We start from the raw sequence: 24733 nt of genomic DNA, 5'->3' as shown, positions 1-24733 counted from the left end.
CTAGCCCCCTAACCGTTAGTCGGCAATAAGTCGGCATACACCATGATGCTCGCATACATTACGACAAAGAATAAAGATAATGGCAGGAATACTTTCCAACCTAAACGCATCAACTGATCATAGCGATACCGCGGCACAAATGCTTTCACCATTGCAAACATCCAGAAACCAAAGCCCGTTTTAATCAACAGCCAAATCCACCCTGGAATAAAATCAAGAACTGGAATTGGTGCATACCAACCCCCAAAGAACAGAATTGCCATTACCGCTGACATCAAAAGAATATTTGCATATTCGCCGAGGAAAAATAATGCGAAAGCCATTGAGCTGTATTCAACTTGATAGCCAGCAACCAATTCAGCTTCCGCTTCAGGCAAGTCAAATGGTGGTCGGTTTGTTTCTGCTAGTGCTGAAATAAAGAAAATTACAAAAATTGGCAGAAACGGCCATACATACCAATTCAAAATGCTACCAGCCTGTGCCTCTACAATGTCAGTCATGTTTAATGAGCCTACAGCCATCAATACACAAACTAGTACGAAGCCGATTGACACTTCATAAGAAACCATCTGTGCGGCAGACCGCAATGCACCAAGGAATGCATACCTGCTATTCGACGCCCAGCCAGACATAATGATGCCGTAAACGCCAAGTGAAGATATAGCCAGCAAATAGAGAATGCCAACGTTGAGGTCGGCAATAGCCATTTGAGCACCAAAAGGAATAACTGCCCATGATATGAGCGCCAATGTGAATGTAATCATCGGTGCAATAAGGAAAATTCCCTTGTTAGCACCAGCTGGTATAATCGTTTCTTTAAGAAACAGTTTAAGACCATCAGCGAATGACTGTAGTAAACCAAATGGCCCCACAACGTTTGGACCACGGCGCAATTGAACTGCGGCCCAAATTTTACGGTCGAAGTAAACAGCAAAGGCTACAGAAATCAAAAGTGGCAGAACTATTGCCAAAATAATAAGAACAATTGCGACAAAATAGAATGCCGAAGTTTGTTCTATTCCTAAAAACAGGCCCAACCAAGTTGTCGGGAACCATTCAAAAAATGCTTCAACCATGAGTTCCCGTTGCCTCCTCTGCCAACTCTGAACGCGCATCCACACAGTCACTCATGATCTGACTGGAACGTGCTACAGGGTTAGTTTGGTAAAAGTTGGTAACTGCTACGTGCATTTCAGTATCTTTAATGTCGCCTTCGACACCAAAATCACCCCAAGAATTAACATGTAGCATGTCTAAATCATCAAAATTTGGAACGTCCTTAGCGATGCGCGTACGCAGCTCTTTCAGATTGTTGTACGGTAAAGTATTACCGATTACATCTGATAAAGCCCGGAAGATTGTCCAGTCTTCACGCGCGTCTCCTGGTGCAAACGTTGCCTTGTCTGTACGCTGAAAACGTCCTTCAGTATTAGCATAACTACCGAATTTCTCTGTGTAAGCAGCGGCAGGCAAAATAACGTCAGCGTTTTTAACACCTTCGTCACCGTGTGTGCCAACGTAGACAACAAATGTGTCTTTGAAAACTGATGTATCAATCTCGTCAGCACCTAAAAGAAACACAGCCTTTAGTTTTTTAGCTTGAGCGTCTTCCACAATAGAGCGGATGCCGCCCTGAGTGGTTAAGCCAAGATCAAGCCCCCCAACACGAGCAGCCGCAGTATGGAGGACGTTAAAACCGTTCCAGTTGTCTTTTATGCAGTATTTATCAGCAATGTCGTGCGCCGTTTTTAGGACAGCACTACCGCTTGCGCCCGTAAGGGCTCCTTGCCCAACGATAATCATTGGGTTTTTAGCTGCTTTGAGGGCTTTAGATATTTCGTGTCTGCCACCGAGTACTTTTTTCAGCAAGCTAGCATCGTTGCCGTATTCAGTCGTTGGATATGTGAAATCCTCTGAGGAACCAATGTTAGCAACTTTAAGGCCCATATGGCGTACGGCTTTACGTATCCGTGTATTGAGACTTGGTGCTTCCAACCTCGGGTTGGTACCAACCAACAGGAGATAGTCAGCGTCTTCAACTCCCATGATACCTGAGTTCATCACATAACCGGCTCGGATGCTGGCATCGAGTGCTGCACCGTCTTGGCGACACTCTACGCGTTTACTACCTAGCGTACCCATAAGGTCTTTTAAAGCAGCCATGGATTCCATGTCAGCAAGATCACCGGCAATTGCTGCAATTTCACTGCCTTTTATAGCCTTCAGCTTTTTCTTGATGGCTGCAAAAGCATCGGCCCATGATGCTTCAGTTAGTTTTTTATTCTTACGTACATAAGCTTTGTCGAGGCGGCGAGATTTTAACCCATCAAATACATATCGGGTTTTGTCAGAAATCCATTCCTCATTAATCTCTTCATGCAAACGTGGTAAAATGCGCATTACAGCAGCGCCGCGCGTATCTACGCGAATGTTAGAGCCCAGCGCGTCCATAACATCAATTGTTTCAGTATGCTTAAGCTCCCAGCTACGTGCAGTAAATGCATATGGTTTGGACGTAAGCGCACCAACCGGACATAAATCCACGACATTACCTGACATTTCACTATCAAGCGTTTTCTCAAGGTAAGTGGTGATTTGCATGTTTTCACCGCGGTAAAGTGCACCCATATCTGGAACACCGGCAACTTCTTCTGAAAACCGTACACAGCGCATGCAGTGGATACAACGTGTCATCGTTGTAGAAATAAGCGGGCCCATTTCTTTATCTTCAACTGCACGTTTGTTTTCATCGAAACGATTACGACCGCGGCCGAAAGCCATGGCTTGGTCTTGCAGATCACATTCACCGCCCTGGTCACAAATTGGGCAATCCAGTGGATGATTGATAAGTAAAAACTCCATCACACCTTCACGCGCCTTCTTAACCAGCTCAGTGTTTGTGTGAATAATCATACCATCACCTGCAGGCATAGCGCAGCTAGCAATCGGTTTTGGGGCTTTTTCCATTTCAACAAGACACATGCGGCAATTGCCAGCAATAGACAAGCGTTCATGATAGCAGAAGCGAGGCACTTCAACGCCTACTTCCTCACATGCCTGCAGTACTGTTGTACCAGGGTCTACAGTAACTTCTGTTCCGTCAATCGTAAGCGTGGGCATCGATCTCTCCTGATCCGCGCGCCGTTACTATTCAGCAGCTTTGGCTTGATAGGCATCGATACGCGCTTCCACTTCACCGCGGAAGTGGCGCATCAACCCTTGAATAGGCCAAGCAGCAGCATCGCCGAGGGCACAAATAGTATGTCCTTCAACTTGCTTTGTTACTTCAAGAAGCATGTCAATTTCAGACTTATCAGCGCTTCCTTCAACCAAGCGTTCCATTACGCGCCACATCCACCCTGTACCTTCACGGCAAGGGGTGCATTGTCCGCAACTCTCGTGCTTGTAGAACTCGGATAACCGAGCAATTGCTTTAACAATATCGGTAGATTTATCCATTACGATCACAGCGGCTGTGCCAAGCCCTGACTGGACATCGCGTAAGCTATCGAAATCCATTAAGACTGTATCGCATACATCTTTGGGCAAAACCGGCACTGACGATCCACCAGGGATGACAGCAAGTAAATTATCCCAACCACCACGAACGCCGCCAGCATGTTTCTCAATGAGCTCCTTCAAAGGAATACCCATCTCTTCTTCAACATTGCAAGGGTTGTTAACATGGCCTGAAATGCAGAAAACCTTTGTTCCTGTATTGTTAGGACGACCAAGCCCGGCGAACCATGTGCCGCCTCTACGCAAAATCGTTGGCGCGACCGCGATAGACTCAACATTATTCACGGTGGTTGGACAGCCCCAAACACCAACATTAGCTGGAAATGGCGGTTTAAGTCTTGGTTGACCCTTTTTACCTTCAAGGCTTTCTATAAGTGCGGTTTCTTCTCCGCAAATATATGCGCCTGCACCGCGGTGAACATACACATCAAAAGCGTAGCCACTGCCACAAGCATCTTTACCTAGGAAACCTTTTTTGCGGGCTTCTTCAATTGCTGATTCCAGCGCTTCTGCTTCACGGTAAAATTCTCCGCGAATGTAGATGTAAGCAGCCACAGCGTTCATAGCAAAACCAGCTATCAAGCAGCCTTCGATTAATTTATGTGGATCGTGACGCATTAAGTCACGGTCTTTACAGGTCCCTGGCTCGCCTTCATCAGCGTTAACAACAAGATACGATGGACGACCATCTGACTCTTTCGGCATGAAAGACCATTTCAAGCCAGTTGGGAAGCCGGCTCCGCCGCGACCACGTAGACCAGACTCTTTCATTTCGCCAATAATCCAGTCTCGACCTTTTTCAATCAGAGACTTAGTGCCATCCCAGTCACCACGTTTCATTGCAGCTTCAATACCAGGGCTTTGGTGCCCGTATAGGTTGGTAAATATGCGGTCTTTATCGGCTAACATTATGCACTCTCCCCGTCTTTAATAAAATCAGAGAGCGTGGTAGCGCCGCCAAGAGGTGCACTGGTTTGTCTGTCTGTTTGAGGTCCAGGCTTTACAGTTTTACCATCTGCTAGTGCTTTTAGAATTTCTGTAGCACTTTCAGCGGTTAGGTCTTCGTAATAGTCATCGTTGATAGCAAAAACCGGGGCATTAACGCATGCTCCTGCACATTCAACTTCTGACAATGTAAATTGTCCGTCTGCAGTGGTTTCGCCCATGCCTATACCAAGTTGTTTTTTGCAAGCGCCGATTATTTCATCTGAACCGCGAAGCCAACATGGTGTAGTGCCGCATACTTGTACGTGATGCTTACCAACAGGCTTGTGATTATACATTGTGTAGAAAGTTGCAACTTCTTGAACTTTTATAGGTGCCATTCCTAGGTAGGCAGCAATAAATTCCATAATCTCGATAGTTAGATGCCCGCCATTTTGACGTTGTGCAATATCAAGTAATGGCATAACAGCGCTTTGCTGACGGCCTTCAGGGTATTTTGATATATGTTTCTGCGCTGCTTTTTCGTTTTCAGCAGTCCACTCGAATTTGGCTGTATTAGTCATCGGTCAACCTCACCAAATACAATATCCATCGCGCCAAGCACTGCAGGTGCATCAGCAAGCATGTGGCCGCGACACATAAAGTCCATCGCTTGCAAATGAGCAAAGCCAGGTGCGCGTATTTTACATTTATAAGGCCTGTTAGAACCATCTGAAACGAGATACACACCAAATTCCCCCTTAGGGGCTTCTACGGCAGCGTATACTTCACCCTCAGGAACTTTGAAGCCTTCGGTGTATAATTTAAAGTGATGGATTAGTGCTTCCATTGACTGCTTCATTTCAGCCCGCTTCGGAGGCGCTATTTTATTATCCAGCGACATCACAGGTCCTTCAGGCATCCTCTCGATACACTGACGGATAATCTTCAAGGATTCTCTGATCTCTGCAATGCGAAGCATGAAACGATCATAACAGTCTCCAGATGTGCCAACTGCAACCTGAAAATCCATCTTGTCGTAAACTTCATAGGGCTGGGACTTTCGTAAATCCCAAGGAACGCCAACACTTCTGAGCATTGGACCTGAAAAACCCCAAGTCATTGCATCATCAACAGTTATGGAACCAATATTTACATTCCGCTGCTTGAATATTCGGTTATCAATCAGCAATGATTCCATATCTTGTAATGTTTTGGGAAAGCTTTCCGTCCAAGCCATTATGCGCTCGTCCAGACCTTTAGGCATATCTTGGTGAACGCCGCCAGGCCGGAAATAAGCTGCGTGTAAACGCGCACCGCAAACTGCTTCGTAAAACTCCATAAGAATTTCACGCTCTTCAAAACCCCAGAGAATCGGCGTAAGAGCGCCAACATCAAGTGCATGAGTTGTTAAGTTTAAGAGATGATTGAGAACACGCCCTATTTCACTGAACAACACACGAATATACTGAGCACGCTCTGGTACTTCTGCGCCGAGCAATTTTTCTACCGCCAGCACAAACGCATGTTCTTGATTCATCGGCGCAACATAATCAAGCCGATCAAAATATGGCATAGCTTGGAGGTATTGCTTGTGCTCAATTAGTTTTTCGGTGCCACGGTGCAATAGACCAATGTGAGGGTCAACCCGTTCAATAACCTCTCCATCAAGCTCCATCACCATTCGCAAAACGCCATGCGCTGCAGGGTGTTGTGGTCCAAAGTTCAAGCAATAATTTTTGATATCAACTTCAGCCATTATGAATCACCGCTATTATTGTTGGCATCTGTTTTTTCATCACCAGGCAGGATATACTTTGCGCTTTCCCATGGGCTCATGAAATCAAAGTCTCTAAATTCCTGCTTCAATTCTACAGGTTCGTAAACAATACGTTTTTCTTCTTCTGAATAACGACACTCAACGAAGCCAGTTAGAGGGAAATCTTTGCGTAATGGATGCCCTTTAAATCCGTAATCAGTAAGCATACGGCGCAAATCTGGATGGCCAGAAAAGAAAATGCCGTACATATCCCAGGCTTCACGCTCGAACCAACCCGCAGCAGCATATACACTGACTGCGCTTGGTACTGGTGTGTCTTCGTCAGTTTCAATTTTAATTCGAACACGCTGATTTAATTCAAGTGAAAGTAAATGGTAGACAACATCGAATCGTTTAGCACGCTCAGGATAGTCAACCCCGGTTATGTCTATTAATTGCTTAAAAAGACAAGTCTGATCATCCCTAAGAAATGTCAAAACCTGCGTGATATGATCAGCACGTGCTACAAGTGTAAGTTCACCGTGTTTAATTGACGCTGAAACAATGTCATTCTCGATGGCTTGACTTATATGGTCTGCTATATCTTGCATTACTTTCCACTCTCTTACCGAGGCGTGATGGTATTGATCTCACTGTTAGGTGAGGTTTAAATTATTATCGCTCAAAAGTGCCAGTGCGTCTGATTTTACGCTGTAATTGTAGGATACCGTATAACAAGGCTTCCGCTGTTGGGGGGCACCCAGGCACATATATATCAACCGGAACAATACGGTCACAGCCACGCACAACTGAATAAGAATAGTGATAATATCCACCACCGTTTGCGCAGCTGCCCATAGAGATCACGTAGCGTGGCTCGGACATTTGATCGTAAACCTTACGCATTGCCGGCGCCATTTTGTTGGTCAGCGTACCGGCAACAATCATAACGTCACTTTGGCGCGGCGAACCACGTGGCGCAAAGCCAAATCGTTCCACGTCATAGCGAGGCATGCTCGTGTGCATCATCTCTACAGCACAACAAGCCAAACCGAACGTCATCCACCATAAGGAACCTGTGCGGGCCCACGTAACAAGGTCCTCGAGAGAGGTGACAACAAAGCCTTTGTCTGTCAGCTCTTCGTTCAAGCCTTGAAAAAATTGAGTTTCCGCCGGATTGTCACCATTTTCACGAACGGCAGGGTGATTTGGGCTGACTACTCCCATTCCAATGCTCCTTTATTCCACTCGTAAACAAAACCTACAGTTAGCACAGCAAGAAACACCATCATGGACCAAAAGCCATAAACGCCAATATCACCAAGTGTGATTGCCCAAGGAAATAAGAAGGCAACTTCAAGGTCAAAGATGATGAATAAGATGGCTACCAGATAGAAGCGTACATCAAACTGATTACGTGATTCTTCAAATGCCTCAAATCCGCATTCGTAGGCGGAGAGTTTTTCATCATCTGGGTTTTGATTAGCAAGTAACATCGCTGCTCCAACGAATATTGCGGAGAAAGCAATAGCAATCCCTAAAAAAACAAGGATTGGGAAATATTCTATGAGCAATGACTCCATTGGAGTCCCCTCTTTATGATTGGCCCTAAATACTGCGGCTCTTTTATCGGCCCAATCCTCATCAGTAAAGAGAGAAATTGCCGAAAAGCCATCGTTGTAGAGTATAGGCAGATAATTGGTTAAGGAAAGCCTTATCAAACGCTAATTCGTTGGAATAAATCGAAGTTATTTGAAAAGTAGGTAAAAAACAAAAGCGTACCACCGAAGTGATACGCTTTCATTGAATGATTGATCATTCTTTCGCAAACAAGTGGCGCGAGTGACGGGGCTCGAACCCGCGACCTTCGGCGTGACAGGCCGACACTCTAACCAACTGAGCTACACCCGCGCGTCGCTTGTTGCGGGACGGTGTTTAGGCTTTGGCACTGTCTGTGTCAATCACCTTTTTTAAGAAATATTATGATAATGCAGTTTTTATGTATTTGCGGCTGTCACTAAAGCTATCTTTCTATAGTAATCCCACTCTATAAAGAGCCTATAGTAAGGACTTTGAGACTGATAAACAAAATAACAAACAAAAACTACTAGCCCAAAATTAAAGAACATATTGCAGCTATGCATGATTCACTTATATGATTTTGGAGGGGGTAGATTTTTTAACGGGGACTTCAAATGGATATACTTAGAATCATATTAGCAATAATTCTTCCACCAGTTGGTGTATTTTTGCAGGTCGGAATCGGTCTACATTTCTGGTTGAATATTGTCTTAACATTATTTGGTTACGTGCCAGGCATCATTCACGCCATTTGGGTTATCTTGAAAATAGACTAACCCTGTCGCGTGCACTGAAACATCTCAGGTGAAATAATGCTGACTATGGAGATCATGTTCTCGGTAGTCAGTGTTAATTAATTGCCGGGCAAAAAGCAATATACGGCACCCTCACCTGCTATATGGGCCGCTAAGCTCATCAAAAGCCATGAGTGTTTAATTATATTGATCTTATAAGAAGATGGTGGGCGATGACAGGCTCGAACTGCCGACCCTCTCGGTGTAAACGAGATGCTCTACCAACTGAGCTAATCGCCCATCTTCTAGGAACAGGATTAATCCTGTAATGTGTGGAAATGGTGGGCGATGACAGGCTCGAACTGCCGACCCTCTCGGTGTAAACGAGATGCTCTACCAACTGAGCTAATCGCCCGTAACCACTACAGTGAGCGCGCTTTTAGGCAATAATTATATCGCTGTCCAGCCCTATTTTCGCTTTAAAGAATATTTCAGTGCAAAAAAGAAAACGGCGGAGAAAAATTCCCCGCCGCTTCCTCAAAAATATTGTGAAGGTATTAACCGTTCACAGCATCCTTAAGACCCTTGCCTGCCTTGAATTTAGGCTGCTTAGACGCAGGAATATCAATTTCTTCGCCAGTACGTGGATTACGGCCTTTAGTAGCTGCACGATTTGCAACTGAGAATGTGCCAAAACCAACAAGACGAACGTCACCGCCAGAAGCTAGTGCGCCTGAAATTGCATCGAAAACAGCATCAACTGCTTTGCCAGAATCTGCTTTAGAAAGTTCCGCTGCATCAGCAACGCTTGCGATCAAATCATTTTTGTTCAAGGTATCCCCCTCTGAGTTGAAGAGCTAATCCCGGGAATGATCCCCGAAATGCGAAGGCAGTGTAGTCTTGTAGTTTTCCAATTGTCAAAGCAAAAAACCGCAGAAAACTGCGGTTTTTAGGTTTTTTTTACTTGAATTTTTTCTTTTTAAGCACAAGGGGTCAATGAGTCGTCATTTCATCCTTACCTGAAGGGCCGCTTGATTTCATTTCTTCAAGCGCTTTTGCTTCGTCCCACTCCATGGCTTCTAGTGGTGCCACAAGTGCATGCTCGAGTACTTCGTCCACGCTAGAAACTGCAACAATTTCAAGGCTTTTCTTCACATTGTCTGGAATATCAACCAAGTCTTTTTCGTTATCTTTTGGTATCAATACCTTAGTAATTCCGCCTCTTCGTGCGGCCAAAAGCTTTTCTTTTAGACCGCCGATCGGCAATACACGACCTCGCAGTGTCACTTCCCCGGTCATGGCTATATCTTTTCTAACCGCTATCCCTGTTAGGACAGAAACCATCGATGTACACATGGCGACGCCTGCTGATGGGCCATCTTTTGGAGTCGCACCTTCTGGAACATGTATATGTAAGTCCCTTTTTTCGAAGAATTTTGGATGAATACCAAATTCAATGCAGCGAGAATGCACATAAGACCAGGCTGCTTGTATCGATTCTTTCATCACATCGCCCAGTTTACCTGTCTGTTTGACAAGCCCTTTACCAGGAACAGTGACTGATTCTATCGTTAGCAGTTCACCACCAACTTCAGTCCATGCCAAACCTGTCGTTGCTCCAACTTGGTCATCTTCCTCAGCAAGGCCATAACGAAAGCGCTGAACGCCTGCATAAATATTAAGATTACGAGATGTTACAACAATCTTCTCTTTCGAACCTTCAACAATCTCTTTAAGGCCTTTGCGGGCAAGCTTCGCAATTTCACGTTCTAAACTACGTACGCCGGCTTCACGTGTATAATAACGAATAACGTCCTTAAGTGCGCCATCAGATATTGACCACTCTCCTTCGCGAAGGCCATGATCTCGAATTTGTTTTGGTATTAAGTGTCTTTTTGCAATTTCAAGCTTCTCATCTTCTGTGTAGCCAGACAGATGAATAATTTCCATTCGGTCCAATAGCGGACGAGGCATGTTTAATGAGTTTGCTGTGGTAACAAACATTACATTGGATAAATCGTAATCGATCTCCAAGTAATGATCATTGAACTTACTGTTTTGCTCCGGGTCTAATACTTCAAGCAAGGCTGAGGCTGGATCTCCGCGGAAGTCCTGGCCCATTTTGTCAATTTCATCAAACAAGAATAACGGATTAGTGGTCCCTGCCTTCTTCATTGACTGCATTACTTTACCAGGCATAGAACCGATGTAAGTTCTTCTATGACCACGTATTTCAGCTTCATCGCGCACACCCCCCAATGAGAAGCGCACAAATTCCCGGCCTGTTGACTTGGCTATAGATTTACCGAGAGAGGTCTTACCAACGCCCGGTGGGCCAACTAAACAAAGTATTGGCCCTTTGAGCTTTTTCGCCCTTTGTTGCACCGCTAAATATTCAACGATACGTTCTTTTACTTTTTCAAGACCATAGTGATCTTCGTCAAGAATAGACTCTGCTTTCTTTATATCTTTAAGAACGCGGCTTTTCTTGTTCCATGGAACTCCTAGCATCCAATCCAGAAAATTACGTACTACGGTAGCTTCTGCGGACATAGGGCTCATAGACTTGAGCTTTTTCAACTCAGCCAAGCTTTTTTCGCGTGCTTCTTTGGAAAGCTTTGTCTTTGCTATTTTCTCTTCGAGTTCTTGTGTTTCTTCACGGCTGTCATCATTCTCGCCGAGTTCCTTTTGAATGGCCTTCATTTGCTCATTCAAATAATATTCGCGCTGTGTTTTTTCCATCTGACGCTTCACACGGCCGCGAATTTTTTTCTCTACCTGAAGAACTCCGATTTCACCTTCCATGAAGCTGAAAATTTGTTCTAATCGCTCAGTTACTGAAACTGTAGAAAGTAGTTTTTGCTTGTCTTCTATCTTCAAGGCCAAATGGCTGGCAACTGTGTCTGCAAGCTTGGTTGGGTCATCTATTTGACCGATAGTCACTAATACTTCGGCTGGAATTTTCTTATTTAGCTTAACATAATTATCAAACTGAGTGACCACAGTACGAGCCAGTGCTTCCACTTCATCTTCCTCAGCTATCTCGCCAGCAAGCAAAGTAGCCTTGGCCTCAAAGTAGTCGTCTACGCGTACAAATTCGTTGATCTCTGCTCGGTTAAAGCCTTCAACCAGTACTTTTACAGTACCGTCAGGTAATTTGAGGAGTTGAAGAACTGAAGCAACAGTGCCTATTTCATAGACATCTTCAGGTGTTGGGTCATCATCACCTGCATGCTTTTGCGCAACCAGTAATATCTGCTTGTCTTTTGCCATAACTTCTTCAAGTGCGCGAACGGATTTATCGCGGCCGACAAATAGCGGAACTATCATATGTGGAAAGACAACTATGTCACGGAGCGGTAGAACTGGTAGAAATACTGAATTGGTGTCTTCTGGTAAAGTTTCAGACATATTTGATACTTTCGGACAATAAATAATACTTAACTTCAAGGTTTAGAGTATTTTTGATGCTTTGGAAAAGAAAAATACAGCCTTAAAAGCTTAAAAATGACTTTATACTGGCTTCTATAAGCATTTAAGGCCTGAAACAGATGTTTCAAGCCTTAAAAAGTATATTTAAAGGATAAATTAAGCTGGTTGGTCAGCTTCATCACGCCTTTCAGCGTAAATTTGTAAAGGACTCGACTTTTGATTTACGACATCATCGTTAACAACAATTTCTTCAACACCATCCATTGACGGCAAATCGAACATTGTATCAAGAAGCGTAGTTTCCATTATGGAACGCAAGCCGCGAGCGCCAGTTTTACGTTCAATTGCTTTTTGAGCAATAGCCGACAATGCATCGTCGGTAAATGTGAGGTCAACATCCTCCATATCGAACAGTGCTTGATATTGTTTTAAAAGCGCATTCTTTGGTTGAGAGAGAATTTTAACCAACGCATCTTCATCTAGGTCTTCAAGCGTTGCTATAACTGGCAAACGTCCAACAAACTCAGGAATAAGGCCAAACTTCAACAAATCTTCAGGTTCTGTACCAGCCAAAAGCTCACCAACACCACGGTCATCCGGTGCGCTAACATTCGCACCAAATCCAATAGACTTGCCTTGCATTCTATTAGCAATAACCTTATCGAGCCCAGCAAATGCGCCACCACAGATGAATAGAATATTTGTAGTATCAACTTGCAAAAATTCTTGCTGTGGATGCTTTCGCCCACCTTGAGGGGGCACGCTGGCAACAGTGCCTTCCATGATTTTCAACAAAGCTTGCTGTACACCCTCACCAGATACATCACGTGTAATGGATGGGTTGTCAGATTTCCGGCTGATTTTGTCTACTTCATCAATATAGACAATTCCACGTTGGGCGCGCTCAACGTTATAGTCCGCAGACTGTAAAAGCTTAAGGATAATGTTTTCAACATCTTCACCCACATAACCAGCTTCAGTAAGCGTAGTCGCATCTGCCATAGTGAATGGTACATCAAGAATGCGCGCGAGCGTTTGCGCAAGAAGCGTTTTACCGCACCCTGTTGGCCCAACAAGCAGAATATTTGATTTCGAGAGTTCAACATCATTATTGTTAGTTGCGTGATGCAGGCGTTTGTAATGGTTATGTACGGCAACAGAAAGCACTTTTTTTGCCGAAGCTTGACCAATTACATAATCATCAAGAACACTAAGTATTTCTAGCGGAGCAGGAACGCCATCGCCACTTTTTGAAAGTGCGCCTTTGCTTTCTTCTTTAATGATGTCGTTACACAGCTCAACGCATTCGTCACAAATGAACACTGTAGGCCCAGCAATGAGCTTTCTCACTTCATGCTGACTCTTACCGCAAAAAGAACAGTAAAGTGTGTTTTTGGAATCATTGTTCGTCAAATCGGTCACCGCAAATACTCTCGCTTCTTATATCTTATCGTAAACTGGTTAAAAAGAAGCTTACAACTAAAAAAACTATGTTTCGGTAATGCATGGAATATCACATTGCCGAATAGACACTTCGTTATAAAGTGAATTTACTCGCTTTCTACGTCTTTTCTACTCTCGTAGACTTCATCAATCAGGCCAAATTTTTGAGCTTCTTCAGCACTCATAAAATTATCACGGTCCATAGCAGTCTCTACTTTACTTAGTTTCTGGCCGGTATGCTTTACATATATTTCGTTCAAGCGTTTACGCATCTTCAAGATTTCTTTTGCCTGAATTTCAATGTCAGCAGCTTGACCGCTTGCGCCACCTGAAGGTTGATGAATCATGACACGCGAGTTTGGCAGTGCGTAACGCATACCTGGCTCACCGGCAGCAAGCAAAAGCGACCCCATTGAGCATGCTTGGCCTATACAGATGGTGGCAACTTTTGGGCGAATATATTGCATTGTGTCATACATTGCCAACCCGCTGGTAACGACGCCGCCCGGGGAGTTAATATAGAATGAAATATCTTTGGTGGGATCTTCCGCTTCCAGATAAAGCAACTGCGCAACAATCAGACTTGAAATATAATCATCAACCTGCCCTGTCAGGAAAATAATTCGCTGGCGAAGCAACATTGAATATATGTCAAAGGAGCGTTCGCCGCGGTTAGTTTGTTCGACCACCATAGGCACAAGGTTGTTAGTCATTTCATGCATGATGTCTCTCATAAGCTCGCTCCTGTATGTGCTGCAATATGCTGCATAAGATCTTAATTTAACACATGCGATTTCTAGCAAAGTAACTTGTGCGCTCGCAAGGGAATAACTGTTTCGAACTCAGTAACTTGGTACTTTATTCAGTTATTTAAAGGGAAAAAAACAAAGGGGCCTCAAAAGACCCCTTTAAATCACTACATATTTTAGTGAATACAGCGTTATTTCTTAGTCGCAGCCTTTTTAGCTGGTGCCTTTTTCTTTGCGGCAGGCTTAGCTGCTGCTTTCTTTTCTGTAGTTTTCTTGGCTGGCGCCTTTTTCTTTGAAGCGGTTTTCTTTTTTGTTTTAGCCGGGCTGGCCTCTTCTTCATCTATAGCCCTCACTAAAGCTTCAAGTTCTTCACGAGAGACTTTTTTGTCTTTCAGATTTGCGCTCTCAAGAACAAAATCAACAACTTTTTCTTCAAAAATTGGTGCTCTCAATTGAGCGCGGGCTTCCTCATTGCTTTGGAAGTATTCAAATACCTGCGCTTCTTGACCAGGAAAACGACGCGCTTCTTCGATAATGCGGCGATTAACTTCCTCCTGATTTACCTGAACGTCATTTTTCACGCCAATCTCAGAAAGTAAAAGCCCCAAACGAACGCGTCGTTCAGCGATGGAACGAAACTCATCAGCTTCGTCTTTATCTGCAGGTGCATCCATGCCTTCGAAATCTTCGGCTTTTGCTTCACCAGAAGATATAGCGTCGCGTTTGATTTGCTCCCAAATTTGAGCAAATTCGAGATCGACCATTCCCGCAGGTACGTCAAAAGTATATTTGTCTGCTAATTCATCAAGTAATGCACGTTTCAGGTGCGAACGCGTCAGTGATGCGTTGTCAGTTTCAAGTTGACCTTTAACAGAATCTTTTAATTCAGCTAGCGTTTCAAATCCCATGTTTTTAGCAAGGTCTTCATCAACTTTTGCGTCTGTAGGTTTGCGAACCTCAGAAACGTCTACTGTAAATTCAGCGTCTTTACCGGCAAGGTCATCGGATTGGTAATTTTCAGGGAAAGTAACCTTAACAATTTTTTCGTCGCCAGCCTTGCTGCCAACTAACTGCTCTTCGAAACCAGGAATAAACATGCCTGAACCGAGTTCTAGCTGGAAGTCCTCACCTTTACCGCCATCAAATTCAACGCCGTCAACGCGACCAACATAATTGATCAAAACAGCATCGCCGTCAGCAGCTTTCGCTGTTTTCGGAGCTTTTTTAAATGATTTTTGTTGTCCGGCAATACGCTCAACAAATTCAGCTACATTTTTATCAGATACTTCAGCGACACAACGCTCGAGAGACGGCGCTTTAAAGTCGTCAACTTCAATTGTTGGCAGTACTTCAACGCTTAATTTATACTCAAGGTCTTTCCCAAGAGCAAACTCGCCTTCCATATCAACGTCCGGACGCAATGCAGGGCGAAGGTTTTTGTCTTCAAAAAGCTTCGCGGATGTTTCTTGCATTGTTTCTGAGAGAAGCTGACCTTGAGCGCGCTCGCCGTGCATGCGGCGCAACAAAGAAAGCGGTGCTTTACCAGGGCGAAAACCTTTGATTTTTGCTGTAGCACGAAATTCCAACAAAATTGCGTCAAGACGCTCATCAAGGTCTTTCGCTGGGACGGTAATTTTGTATTCGTGTTTTAGGCCGTCAACCAGCAGTTCTTCGATCTGCATGTCATATTCTCTCTAACTAGTGTGAAACCGCTTTTGATGGGAGTGCCATCATATTTCTGAATTTTGGTGCGGGCGAAGGGACTTGAACCCCCACTTCCGAAGAAACTAGAACCTAAATCTAGCGCGTCTACCAATTTCGCCACGCCCGCGTACCAAAGCAACAAATCGTAATGACTAATGGTTTCATCATTGATCTGTTAATATTCAAAGGTCATCATCACTACACAAAATTACCTATAATATGCAGGGCTGACGCCATTTCAGGGGGGCTTATAGCAGGCACGTGGCGGAGTACAAGTATTTTTATACGTATATGCACTAATTACAGCAATTATTTGCATGTAACCTTATATTAAAAGGGATTTTTCTTGTTATTTTATGGCAAAATCTTGGGGATAGCGTCCAGAAGATCAGAGGCAATTAAACCGCGCCCAACTTTCATACCAGCTTCACCGTGCAACCACACCCCTGCTGATGCGGCCTCAAATGCAGGCATGCCCTGTGTCATCAAGCCGCATATAATTCCTGATAGAACATCGCCGGTACCGCCCACAGAAAGCCACGCAGGGGCATTCGCTGCAATACTTACGCGCCCATCAGAGGATGCAACGATTGTGGACACACCTTTAAGAACAATAGTCGTGCGTGTTGCTTTTGCCGCCTCTAGTGCTGCTTCAACTCTATCGCCATCAAGACTTATCTTTGGAAACAGCTTCGTGAACTCACCTTCATGCGGTGTAAGTACAATATCGCCAGCTTTTAGCTTACTTATTAAGTCAATACGACCAACGAGGCTTGTTAGTGCATCGGCATCTAAAACCAGTTTCTTGTCTTTAGCGCCTACATGTTGAATTAATTCAACTGTTTTTTCGCCCAGTCCAGAACCAGGGCCAATCAATACGGCTCGTATTCTAGGGTCGTTAACAATACCCATAAAGCCAAATGAAGAATCGAACCGCCTGACCATTACATCCATTAATGCGGATGCTTGTACGGCATAAGTCTCGGTTGGAGCAGCAAGTGTAACAAGCCCTGCCCCAATTCTGAGGCCTGCAATACTCGCAAGCCTTGAAGCGCCAAGTGTTGGTTCACGGCCACCAAGCACCAGCATGTGCCCTCTTTCATATTTGTGAGTTTGTGGGCCGGAAAAAGGAAAAGTCTGCCCCCAAAGTGCGGGAATGTTATCGAAAATGTTACTTTCAAGGTCAACAAGAGCAGCTGTGGGAATGCCTATATTGGCAACATGGATGTTATCAGAACCACCAGACAAAAAGCGCCCGGGCGCAATTAGATGAGCCGGCTTTTTGTGACTGAAGGTTACTGTTGCATCTGCTTTTACACATGGCCCCAAAGGTAAGCCAGTGTCAGTACCAATACCAGAGGGTAAGTCAACGGAAAGGGTGAAAGTGGAAGACGTGTTTATCTCTTCGATAATCTTGGCAATTTCACCTTCTATGGGTTTGTTTAGCCCTGTACCAAAGAGGCAATCAACAAGCGCGACTGCATCTCCAAAGCCATTGCCAGTAAAGTCTTCTACAGAGCCACCCCATGCGTCAGCAGCAGACCTTGAGTCGTCAGTTAATTTCTTTACCTGAGTAGAGCACCGAACGGATACAATATATCCCCAGTCTTCCAGATACCGGGCGACAACAAAGCCATCTCCACCGTTGTTACCCGGCCCACATAATATGATAATAGTGCCGCCCGCCTCTAGTGGCGTTCCTATGTAATCAACTAATATTTCGGCAACACTACGTCCCGCATTATTCATTAATTCAGACCCAGACACACCAAGGCTAATGGCTTGCTGGTCAAGCATTTGTGCTTTTTGAGCTGTAAGTAAAACGTGTTGTTTTCTATTCGTTAATGCTTGCACCGTGTCCCCCTGATGCAGCTTAAACGCTATTTTAAGTATGCGTTTACGTTGCTGTAGAATCGCGGCAGTTTAACAAAAGAATAAAGCCCCGGTAGAGGCTTATTGAAAAAAATTTCAGAATGGGGCGAGTGACCGGGATTGAACCGGCGACTTCCAGTACCACAAACTGGCGCTCTAACCAACTGAGCTACACCCGCCGCACTTCTGAAGGTGCGCCGTTTTATGACGAGTAATGATCGTTCGTCAAGCGTGAAAATAGCATAATTAATTTAAGACGCATGTACCGTCGCATAAAGTAACGGCTTATTTTTAGGCACCTGCCTAATAAATGTGCACACATTTGTATCTATTGAAATTTAAATCGCTTCAAAATGGGAGTTTGTAAACACATACGGACCGCTGTTGAATTGGCACGAAGCATGCAAATTATGACGTAATAATAATATTGGGTCTTTTGAATTATGAAGAAAATTGAGGCGATTATTAAGCCATTTAAACTCGATGACGTTAAAGAAGCGCTCAGCGAAGTGGGTATTTCAGGCATCACAGTGCTTGAAGCCAAAGGTTTTGGCCGACAAAAAGGTCATACGGAGCTATATCGCGGTGCTGAATATGTGGTTGATTTTGTTCCAAAAGTTAAATTGGAAGTTGTGGTTGAGGACGGGCAAACTGAACGCGCTGTTGAGGCTATAAAAACGGCCGCACACACAGGGCGCATAGGTGATGGCAAGATATTTGTCAGTTCTATTGAGGAAGCCATCCGGATTAGGACCGGTGAAATCGGCATTGATGCTGTTTAATAAAAATTTTTAAGACTATTTTAGCAGGGAGCTAGCTAATGGCTAAATACACTGATTTATCAATCGAGAGCTTTCTTGAACTAATACAAGAAACAAACGCGGAATGGGTTGATTTACGCTTCACTGATCCAAAAGGAAAATGGCAGCACCTTACAATGTGTGCTGACGTTATAGATGAGGATATGCTTACTGATGGTTTCATGTTTGATGGATCATCAATTGCAGGATGGAAAACAATTAACGAATCAGACATGGTCTTAATGCCAGATTTGGGATCTGCGACACTAGACCCGTTTACTGCTGATATTACCCTTGTTTTATTTTGTGATGTGCTTGAGCCAGGCACAGGTCAACCATATGACCGCGACCCACGTTCAACAGCCAAAAAAGCCGAAGCATATTTGAAATTTTCAGGTGTTGGGGATACGGCCTACTTTGGACCTGAACCGGAATTTTTCGTATTTGATGATGTAAAATTCAAGGTTGGCTATCAAGGCGCAATGTATAGGATTGACGACATTGAAGGCCCGTATAATTCAGACAAAGAGTATGATGGCGGTAACTATGCACATCGTCCACGCGAAAAAGGCGGCTATTTCCCTGTTGCGCCTGTAGACAGTTGCGTTGATTTGCGCGGTGAAATGGTGAAGGTCATGAAAGAAATGGGCCTTAAAATGGATAAGCATCATCACGAAGTTGCCGCTAGTCAGCATGAACTTGGGATAACGTTCGATACGCTAACAACAACAGCGGATAACGTTCAGATTTACAAGTACGCGACCCATCAGGTGGCACACACATACGGCAAGACGGCTACATTTATGCCAAAACCGGTTGCCAGTGACAATGGTTCCGGGATGCACACACACATGTCTATCTGGAAAGACGGAAAACCGACATTTGCTGGTGGCGGGTACGCCGATCTATCAGAAACAGCTTTATATTATATTGGTGGTATCATTAAGCATGCTAAAGCCATTAATGCATTCACAAACCCCACAACGAATAGCTACAAACGCCTTACGCCAGGTTTCGAAGCGCCTGTTTTATTAGCGTATTCAAGCCGGAACAGGTCTGCATCGTGCCGCATTCCCTATACCTCAAGCCCTAACGCTAAACGGGTTGAGGTTCGTTTCCCAGATGCCCTTGCCAACCCATACTACGCGTTTGCAGCAATGTTGATGGCGGGCCTTGACGGTATTGAGAACAAGATTCACCCAGGCGATGCAATGGACAAAGACTTATACGCTTTGCCACCTGAAGAATTGAAAGGCGTTCCAACTGTTGCGGGCTCTCTGCGGGAAGCTCTTGATGCACTGGACGGTGACCGTGACTTCTTGAAGAAGGGCGATGTTTTCACCGATGATCAAATTGATGCATATCTCGACCTTAAATGGGAAGATGTAACACGCCTTGAATTGACACCGCACCCTGTTGAATTTGATATGTATTACAGTTCATAAGGTTTCATAAAATAAATGTGTAAAAGGCTCGCTTAGGCGAGCCTTTATGTCGAAAACTAAAACTTCTGTTTATTCGTTTACTTTTTGGCAATAGCTGTTCGCTAAAGTTGCTTTGTAACAAGAGAAAACTTTAAAGGCACAACAATGCAGGTCAGCTACACTGCTAAACAATTGGAAATCCAACCTCTATTAGCTGCAGCCAATATTAATCCAGAGAGTTTTCTCGCAACAGATTATCTTAATCATTTCAATGAAATAGTGATGTTACTTGAGATGATACCTGATATGCCCGAGTTAATGGAAGATGCTGCAGATTGGGCGCCCAAAAGCTATCCACAGCACTTTAACGACAGCGGCTTTCAGGCCAAGGACCTGGCCATAGAAGCGTATGCTCTTGCGCCCTCTTCTTTTCGTGATGAATTTGAAAACTTATGTGGCAAGATCAATGCTTCGATTCAGGCAACCCTGCAAGGCTTGAAAGCGGTTAACATTGTTGAGCGTGGCGTATCTCCTGCTGCTCAAGCTTTAATACGGCAACGCATAGAAGATATGCAGAACTTGTTGCTGCAATTAAATCAAGTTATTCACGGAAAATACGAAGAGCAAAGAACTGAAACATATTCAGAACCATCTTCGGAAGAAGTACAATCCCAAGAAGACATTGATAAGCTATTTGATTAAGATTTAGGCAGGCGTAAATTCTTCATCATCATACAAAGCTGACAATGAAACGACTTTTAGAAGATCTGGGTATCGTTCGCTCGTCAGGCGCACGAGTGGAAACTGACTAGATTTCACATTCATCACACTTTGAACAACCCATACCGGTGCGTGAGTTGACGATTGAGTGAAGCGAGCTCCTACTTCAGGGGTATTAGTCTGTACAGAATTTAATTGATTCGTATATGATTTGCCAACCAACGATAGGCTAACTTTTTTAAAAATACTTGTTTCGTGAACGCCTGGCATCATTACACCTGTAATTACCGAAATCAAAAACCTAACGGCTAATCTATCCGTTCAAACTTCTAACTAAATACTTCTATTAAAATCAAAATATAGTATTTTTAACAATTATTCAACACAAGATATAGATATGGCTATTAAAGTGCCGCAATTACAGGCGGGTGCTTGACCTTGACCCTTCTGTGAGATACCGGTGGTAATGTAATTGTATTGGGTGAGGTTATGAGCGACCTGTTTGAAGTTTCGCAAACAAAATCAGATTATTCTGCAAAAGACATCGAGGTTCTTGAAGGGTTAGAGCCTGTCAGGCAAAGACCCGGCATGTACATAGGCGGCACGGACGAGCGGGCTTTGCACCATCTTGTCGCTGAAGTACTTGATAACTCAATGGATGAGGCTGTTGCCGGCCATGCCAGTCGTATCAATGTATCAGTACATGAAGATGGTTCTTTATCAATTAGCGATAATGGGCGGGGTATTCCCATTGATCCACATCCGAAATTTCCTAACAAATCTGCGTTAGAAGTTATTCTCACAACACTCCATTCTGGTGGTAAGTTTAACTCCGATGCTTATGCAACATCTGGTGGTCTACACGGGGTTGGTATTTCTGTTGTCAATGCACTTTCCGAGTGGCTCAGTGTTGAGGTTGCGCGCGACAAGAAACTATTCAGGCAAAGCTTTTCTCGCGGTTTATCAATGGGCTCTCTGGAAGATATGGGGCCGGTTGCAAATCGACGCGGAACCAAAGTGAGCTTTTTACCTGACCATGAAATATTCGGAAAAAAACTCAAATTTAAACCATCACGGATATATAATTTAGCCCGTTCAAAAGCTTACTTGTTTCGGGGTGTTGAAATTCGCTTTAAATGCGCACCCGCTTTGATAACTGAAGGTGACACAACTCCTTCTGAGGCAACACTGCATTTTCCTGGTGGTTTGGCCGACTATCTTGTGGACACCGTTAAAAAACGCACATGTGTAACCGAGCAGCCATTTGCAGGATTGGTCGCTTTCCCGGAAGAACAAGGTCGTGTTGAGTGGGCCATTCACTGGCCTGAGTTTGGCGACGGGTTTTCAAGCAGCTACTGTAACACGATCCCTACTCCCCAAGGCGGAACACATGAAAATGGTTTCAGAGCAGCATTGCTTAAAGGACTTAAGGCATATGCAGACCTAACTGGTAACAAAAAGGCAGTTACATTAACACTCGAGGATCTGTGCGGATCTTCCTGCGCTATGTTGTCTGTATTTATTCGTGACCCACAATTTCAAGGGCAAACAAAAGATAAACTTTCAACAACAGATGCGCACCGCCTTACTGAAAACGCTGTGAGAGATGCTTTTGATCACTGGCTCGCAGAATCTCCTGACAGAACAAATGGCTTACTTACATGGGCGCTAGAGCGCCAGGAAGAGCGCCTGCGCCGTAAACAAGAGCGTGATATACAGCGTAAGACGGCGGTTAGCAAACGTAAGCTACGGTTACCTGGTAAACTGACAGACTGTTCTAGCGCTAGCAATGAAGGGACGGAAATCTATATTGTTGAAGGTGATAGTGCTGGAGGTTCTGCAAAACAGGCGCGAGACCGTAAAACACAAGCTATCTTGCCCATACGTGGTAAAATTCTGAATGTGGCCTCGGCTACGCGTGATAAAATTGCTGCAAATCAGGAAATTCGTGACCTAATACAAGCGCTTGGGTGTGGTACACGTGATCATTATGATGGTGATGCATTGCGTTATGAAAAAGTTATTATCATGACCGATGCGGATGTTGACGGCGCTCATATTGCTACGCTCTTAATGACTTTCTTCTTCCAGGAGATGTCAGGCATGGTTCGTGATGGCCGCCTATATCTTGCAATGCCACCGTTATATCGTCTTGCTAAAGGTGGCACAGTTTTTTATGCCCGCGACGATGAGCATAAAGACGAGCTAATGGCGACAGAGTTTGCAGGCAAAAGTAAAATAGAAATTAGCCGGTTTAAAGGGCTTGGTGAAATGCCGCCTGCTCAACTAAAAGAAACAACGATGACTCGTAAAAACAGAACTCTGCTAAGGGTTACGTTGCCGCCAGAATATGCATCACGCGCCGAAGTGAACACGCTGGTTGATAACCTTATGGGGAAAAAGCCTGAAAAACGCTTTGAATTTATACGTGATAACGAAGCGGATATCGAACAATTGGATATATAGGGCCTTGGCATATACGGAACAGATCAAACCTGTCACATAATTACGGCAAATAAATAAGTTTTGATGCTTGATTGAGCTGCAAGCAAGCATACAACGTTGACTTTGTAGACTTCCTGCCTATTCTGCCGCCAAATAATGAATAGTTAAGGACTAGGAAAAAGAATGGGTTTTAAACGTTTAGGGTTAAGTGATCCGACACTGACTGCGGTTGCAGATGCCGGTTATACAGAGCCTACCCCCATTCAGGCGCAAGCTATAACTCAAGTTCTTATGGGCCGTGATGTTTTAGGTATTGCTCAAACCGGTACAGGCAAAACTGCATCGTTTACTTTGCCGATGATTGACATTCTTGCTGAAGGCCGCGCTCGTGCCCGCATGCCGCGCTCGCTTATTCTTGAGCCAACCCGAGAGCTAGCCGCTCAAGTAGCTGAAAGCTTTGAGAAATACGGAAAGAACCATAAACTATCTATGGCTCTCCTTATTGGAGGCGTTAATTTTTCTGATCAGGAAAAGGCTCTAGACCGCGGTGTTGATGTTTTAATTGCCACACCTGGTCGGTTACTTGATCACTTTGAGCGTGGTAAATTGCTACTTAATGGAATTGAAATTCTTGTGGTTGATGAAGCGGATCGTATGCTTGACATGGGCTTTATCCCCGATGTTGAGAAAATATGCGAACGCATTACAAAACAACATCAAACACTTTTCTTCTCTGCAACAATGCCGCCGCCTATCCAAAGGTTGACGCAGCAATTCCTGAATGATCCAAAGAAAATTGAAGTTGCCAGACCAGCAACCACTGCATCTACAATCCAGCAATTTGTTGTTAAAGTTGCGCCACGTGAAAAACGAAGAGCTTTGCGTAAACTGCTGAGCGATGAAGATGTGCAGAATGGTATCGTATTTTGCAACCGGAAAACCGATGTGAAAGAAGTGTACGCTTCTTTAAAGCGTCATGGTTTTAGCGTTGGCCAGCTTCACGGTGACATGGAGCAACGTGATCGCATGGAAATATTACGTCAGTTCAAGGAAAACGAAATTCAATTACTTGTCGCATCTGACGTTGCTGCACGTGGCTTGGATGTGCCTGCAGTAAGTCATGTTTTCAACTTCGATGTTCCAGGACATGCCGATGATTACGTGCACAGAATTGGCAGAACCGGTCGTGCCGGCCGAAAGGGTAAAACCTTTATGCTTGCTACTAAATCTAAAACTGATGTGCGCTTGTTAGAAGCTATAGAAAAGTTGATAGGCAATCCACTTGATATCGTTGACGGATTTGATGTTGGCAGTGACAAAGCAAAACAGCAGAAATCTGATACAGAAGATAAAGTTGTTAAACCACGCGCTAAACGCGCTGACGCTAAGCCTGTAAAAGAAAAAAACAGTAAAGAACGCCCTGCTCGCGAAACACGCCGCCGTACTGCGCCACGAGGTCAGGATCCATCAGCAAATTTTGCCCCTGACGACATGCCCAAAGAGCCTTTTGTCGGCATGGGTCCACATGTACCGTCTTTTATGTCTATTGTTGCGAAGCCTAGTTCTAAGCAAAAACAAACAGGCGAGTAATTCGTTGCTTGCCAGGAAGCAAGGCCGTCCTATTTTA

At 44.3% G+C, this 24733-nt stretch carries 20 protein-coding genes and 5 tRNA genes; 6 read left to right on the top strand and 19 right to left on the bottom strand.

The features are described 5' to 3' along the window. Positions 1–8: 8 nt before the first annotated feature. The 9 genes from nuoH to OEU88_RS10290 all read right to left on the bottom strand — a co-directional run bounded on the left by nuoH (position 9) and on the right by OEU88_RS10290 (position 8113). Positions 9–1076, bottom strand: a complete 1068-nt coding sequence (nuoH, locus tag OEU88_RS10330; RefSeq protein ID WP_262695087.1) for an NADH-quinone oxidoreductase subunit NuoH — start codon at positions 1074–1076, stop codon at positions 9–11. Beyond that, positions 1069–3120 (bottom strand): NADH-quinone oxidoreductase subunit NuoG, encoded by a 2052-nt coding sequence (nuoG, locus tag OEU88_RS10325; RefSeq protein WP_262695086.1) that lies wholly within the window; start codon positions 3118–3120, stop codon positions 1069–1071. Before nuoG ends, nuoH begins: the two co-directional genes overlap by 8 nt. Positions 3121–3147: 27 nt before the next feature. Next, positions 3148–4428, bottom strand: coding sequence for an NADH-quinone oxidoreductase subunit NuoF (gene nuoF, locus OEU88_RS10320; protein ID WP_262695085.1), 1281 nt, complete (start codon positions 4426–4428; stop codon positions 3148–3150). Further along, positions 4428–5027, bottom strand: a complete 600-nt coding sequence (gene nuoE / locus OEU88_RS10315; protein ID WP_262695084.1) for an NADH-quinone oxidoreductase subunit NuoE — start codon at positions 5025–5027, stop codon at positions 4428–4430. Before nuoE ends, nuoF begins: the two co-directional genes overlap by 1 nt. Continuing rightward, the gene (locus tag OEU88_RS10310) at positions 5024–6202 is read right to left on the bottom strand and encodes an NADH-quinone oxidoreductase subunit D (RefSeq protein WP_262695083.1); all 1179 of its coding nucleotides are present in this window, start codon (positions 6200–6202) and stop codon (positions 5024–5026) included. The genes nuoE and OEU88_RS10310 overlap by 4 nt, the downstream gene beginning before the upstream one ends. Further along, positions 6202–6813 (bottom strand): NADH-quinone oxidoreductase subunit C, encoded by a 612-nt coding sequence (locus tag OEU88_RS10305; RefSeq protein WP_262695082.1) that lies wholly within the window; start codon positions 6811–6813, stop codon positions 6202–6204. Before OEU88_RS10305 ends, OEU88_RS10310 begins: the two co-directional genes overlap by 1 nt. 64 nt (positions 6814–6877) lie before the next feature. After that, positions 6878–7429 (bottom strand): NuoB/complex I 20 kDa subunit family protein, encoded by a 552-nt coding sequence (locus OEU88_RS10300; protein ID WP_262695081.1) that lies wholly within the window; start codon positions 7427–7429, stop codon positions 6878–6880. Beyond that, complete coding sequence (locus OEU88_RS10295) at positions 7420–7785, bottom strand: NADH-quinone oxidoreductase subunit A (protein ID WP_394805260.1); 366 nt, start codon at positions 7783–7785, stop codon at positions 7420–7422. The genes OEU88_RS10300 and OEU88_RS10295 overlap by 10 nt, the downstream gene beginning before the upstream one ends. 251 nt (positions 7786–8036) lie before the next feature. Beyond that, positions 8037–8113: transfer RNA gene (locus OEU88_RS10290), tRNA-Asp, on the bottom strand. A 284-nt stretch (positions 8114–8397) separates the two neighbouring features. Here OEU88_RS10290 and OEU88_RS10285 point away from each other — a divergent pair. Then, positions 8398–8559, top strand: coding sequence for a YqaE/Pmp3 family membrane protein (locus OEU88_RS10285; protein WP_262695079.1), 162 nt, complete (start codon positions 8398–8400; stop codon positions 8557–8559). A 182-nt stretch (positions 8560–8741) separates the two neighbouring features. On the opposite strand, the gene OEU88_RS10280 is transcribed toward OEU88_RS10285, so the two are convergent. From OEU88_RS10280 to OEU88_RS10235, 10 genes are all read right to left on the bottom strand, one after another. Further along, positions 8742–8817 (bottom strand) — tRNA-Val (locus OEU88_RS10280). A gap of 39 nt (positions 8818–8856) precedes the next feature. Beyond that, a tRNA-Val gene (locus tag OEU88_RS10275) sits at positions 8857–8932 on the bottom strand. A 142-nt stretch (positions 8933–9074) separates the two neighbouring features. Beyond that, the gene (locus OEU88_RS10270; protein ID WP_262695078.1) at positions 9075–9350 is read right to left on the bottom strand and encodes an HU family DNA-binding protein; all 276 of its coding nucleotides are present in this window, start codon (positions 9348–9350) and stop codon (positions 9075–9077) included. A gap of 160 nt (positions 9351–9510) precedes the next feature. Continuing rightward, on the bottom strand, positions 9511–11928 hold the full coding sequence (gene lon / locus OEU88_RS10265) for an endopeptidase La (RefSeq protein WP_262695077.1): 2418 nt from the start codon (positions 11926–11928) through the stop codon (positions 9511–9513). Positions 11929–12105: 177 nt separating this feature from the next. Next, positions 12106–13371, bottom strand: a complete 1266-nt coding sequence (gene clpX / locus OEU88_RS10260) for an ATP-dependent Clp protease ATP-binding subunit ClpX (RefSeq protein ID WP_262695076.1) — start codon at positions 13369–13371, stop codon at positions 12106–12108. Positions 13372–13499: 128 nt separating this feature from the next. Further along, positions 13500–14126, bottom strand: coding sequence for an ATP-dependent Clp endopeptidase proteolytic subunit ClpP (gene clpP / locus OEU88_RS10255; protein WP_394805254.1), 627 nt, complete (start codon positions 14124–14126; stop codon positions 13500–13502). Positions 14127–14332: 206 nt separating this feature from the next. Then, positions 14333–15823 carry a trigger factor gene (tig, locus tag OEU88_RS10250; RefSeq protein WP_262695075.1) on the bottom strand — a complete coding sequence of 497 codons (1491 nt, stop codon included), beginning with the start codon at positions 15821–15823 and terminating at the stop codon, positions 14333–14335. Positions 15824–15887: 64 nt separating this feature from the next. Next, positions 15888–15972 (bottom strand) — tRNA-Leu (locus OEU88_RS10245). A 227-nt stretch (positions 15973–16199) separates the two neighbouring features. After that, positions 16200–17699, bottom strand: coding sequence for an NAD(P)H-hydrate dehydratase (locus tag OEU88_RS10240; RefSeq protein WP_262695074.1), 1500 nt, complete (start codon positions 17697–17699; stop codon positions 16200–16202). A gap of 120 nt (positions 17700–17819) precedes the next feature. Further along, positions 17820–17896, bottom strand: a tRNA-His gene (locus tag OEU88_RS10235). A gap of 264 nt (positions 17897–18160) precedes the next feature. Here OEU88_RS10235 and OEU88_RS10230 point away from each other — a divergent pair. The 5 genes from OEU88_RS10230 to OEU88_RS10210 all read left to right on the top strand — a co-directional run bounded on the left by OEU88_RS10230 (position 18161) and on the right by OEU88_RS10210 (position 24696). After that, positions 18161–18499 carry a P-II family nitrogen regulator gene (locus OEU88_RS10230; RefSeq protein WP_262695073.1) on the top strand — a complete coding sequence of 113 codons (339 nt, stop codon included), beginning with the start codon at positions 18161–18163 and terminating at the stop codon, positions 18497–18499. Between the two features lie 38 nt (positions 18500–18537). After that, a complete protein-coding gene (gene glnA, locus OEU88_RS10225; protein ID WP_262695072.1) occupies positions 18538–19962 on the top strand; it encodes a type I glutamate--ammonia ligase in 1425 nt (474 codons plus the stop codon). A gap of 144 nt (positions 19963–20106) precedes the next feature. After that, positions 20107–20643, top strand: a complete 537-nt coding sequence (locus tag OEU88_RS10220; RefSeq protein ID WP_262695071.1) for a hypothetical protein — start codon at positions 20107–20109, stop codon at positions 20641–20643. Between the two features lie 507 nt (positions 20644–21150). Beyond that, positions 21151–23127: a DNA topoisomerase IV subunit B gene (gene parE / locus OEU88_RS10215; RefSeq protein WP_262695070.1), complete on the top strand. Its 1977-nt coding sequence runs from the start codon at positions 21151–21153 to the stop codon at positions 23125–23127. Positions 23128–23289: 162 nt separating this feature from the next. Further along, positions 23290–24696, top strand: coding sequence for a DEAD/DEAH box helicase (locus OEU88_RS10210; RefSeq protein ID WP_262695069.1), 1407 nt, complete (start codon positions 23290–23292; stop codon positions 24694–24696). Positions 24697–24733: the final 37 nt, after the last annotated feature.

Origin of the sequence: Kordiimonas aquimaris, assembly GCF_025574485.1 — a bacterium.
GTDB classification, from domain to species: Bacteria; Pseudomonadota; Alphaproteobacteria; order Sphingomonadales; family Kordiimonadaceae; genus Kordiimonas; species Kordiimonas aquimaris.
The sequence above is the reverse complement of the archived record's forward strand: the minus strand, read 5'-3'. Positions and strand labels throughout refer to the sequence as shown.

Bases quoted from the DNA above. Each gene is read 5' to 3' on its own strand.
- nuoH (WP_262695087.1), bottom strand. From the start codon at position 1,076: ATGGTTGAAGCATTTTTTGAATGGTTCCCGACAACTTGGTTGGGCCTG.
- lon (WP_262695077.1), bottom strand. From the start codon at position 11,928: ATGTCTGAAACTTTACCAGAAGACACCAATTCAGTATTTCTACCAGTT.
- OEU88_RS10295 (WP_394805260.1), bottom strand. From the start codon at position 7,785: ATGGAGTCATTGCTCATAGAATATTTCCCAATCCTTGTTTTTTTAGGG.
- clpP (WP_394805254.1), bottom strand. From the start codon at position 14,126: ATGAGAGACATCATGCATGAAATGACTAACAACCTTGTGCCTATGGTG.
- OEU88_RS10285 (WP_262695079.1), top strand. From the start codon at position 8,398: ATGGATATACTTAGAATCATATTAGCAATAATTCTTCCACCAGTTGGT.
- OEU88_RS10220 (WP_262695071.1), top strand. From the start codon at position 20,107: ATGCAGGTCAGCTACACTGCTAAACAATTGGAAATCCAACCTCTATTA.
- OEU88_RS10230 (WP_262695073.1), top strand. From the start codon at position 18,161: ATGAAGAAAATTGAGGCGATTATTAAGCCATTTAAACTCGATGACGTT.
- tig (WP_262695075.1), bottom strand. From the start codon at position 15,823: ATGCAGATCGAAGAACTGCTGGTTGACGGCCTAAAACACGAATACAAA.
- OEU88_RS10310 (WP_262695083.1), bottom strand. From the start codon at position 6,202: ATGGCTGAAGTTGATATCAAAAATTATTGCTTGAACTTTGGACCACAA.
- glnA (WP_262695072.1), top strand. From the start codon at position 18,538: ATGGCTAAATACACTGATTTATCAATCGAGAGCTTTCTTGAACTAATA.
- OEU88_RS10300 (WP_262695081.1), bottom strand. From the start codon at position 7,429: ATGGGAGTAGTCAGCCCAAATCACCCTGCCGTTCGTGAAAATGGTGAC.
- nuoE (WP_262695084.1), bottom strand. From the start codon at position 5,027: ATGACTAATACAGCCAAATTCGAGTGGACTGCTGAAAACGAAAAAGCA.
- OEU88_RS10305 (WP_262695082.1), bottom strand. From the start codon at position 6,813: ATGCAAGATATAGCAGACCATATAAGTCAAGCCATCGAGAATGACATT.
- nuoF (WP_262695085.1), bottom strand. From the start codon at position 4,428: ATGTTAGCCGATAAAGACCGCATATTTACCAACCTATACGGGCACCAA.
- parE (WP_262695070.1), top strand. From the start codon at position 21,151: ATGAGCGACCTGTTTGAAGTTTCGCAAACAAAATCAGATTATTCTGCA.
- OEU88_RS10210 (WP_262695069.1), top strand. From the start codon at position 23,290: ATGGGTTTTAAACGTTTAGGGTTAAGTGATCCGACACTGACTGCGGTT.
- nuoG (WP_262695086.1), bottom strand. From the start codon at position 3,120: ATGCCCACGCTTACGATTGACGGAACAGAAGTTACTGTAGACCCTGGT.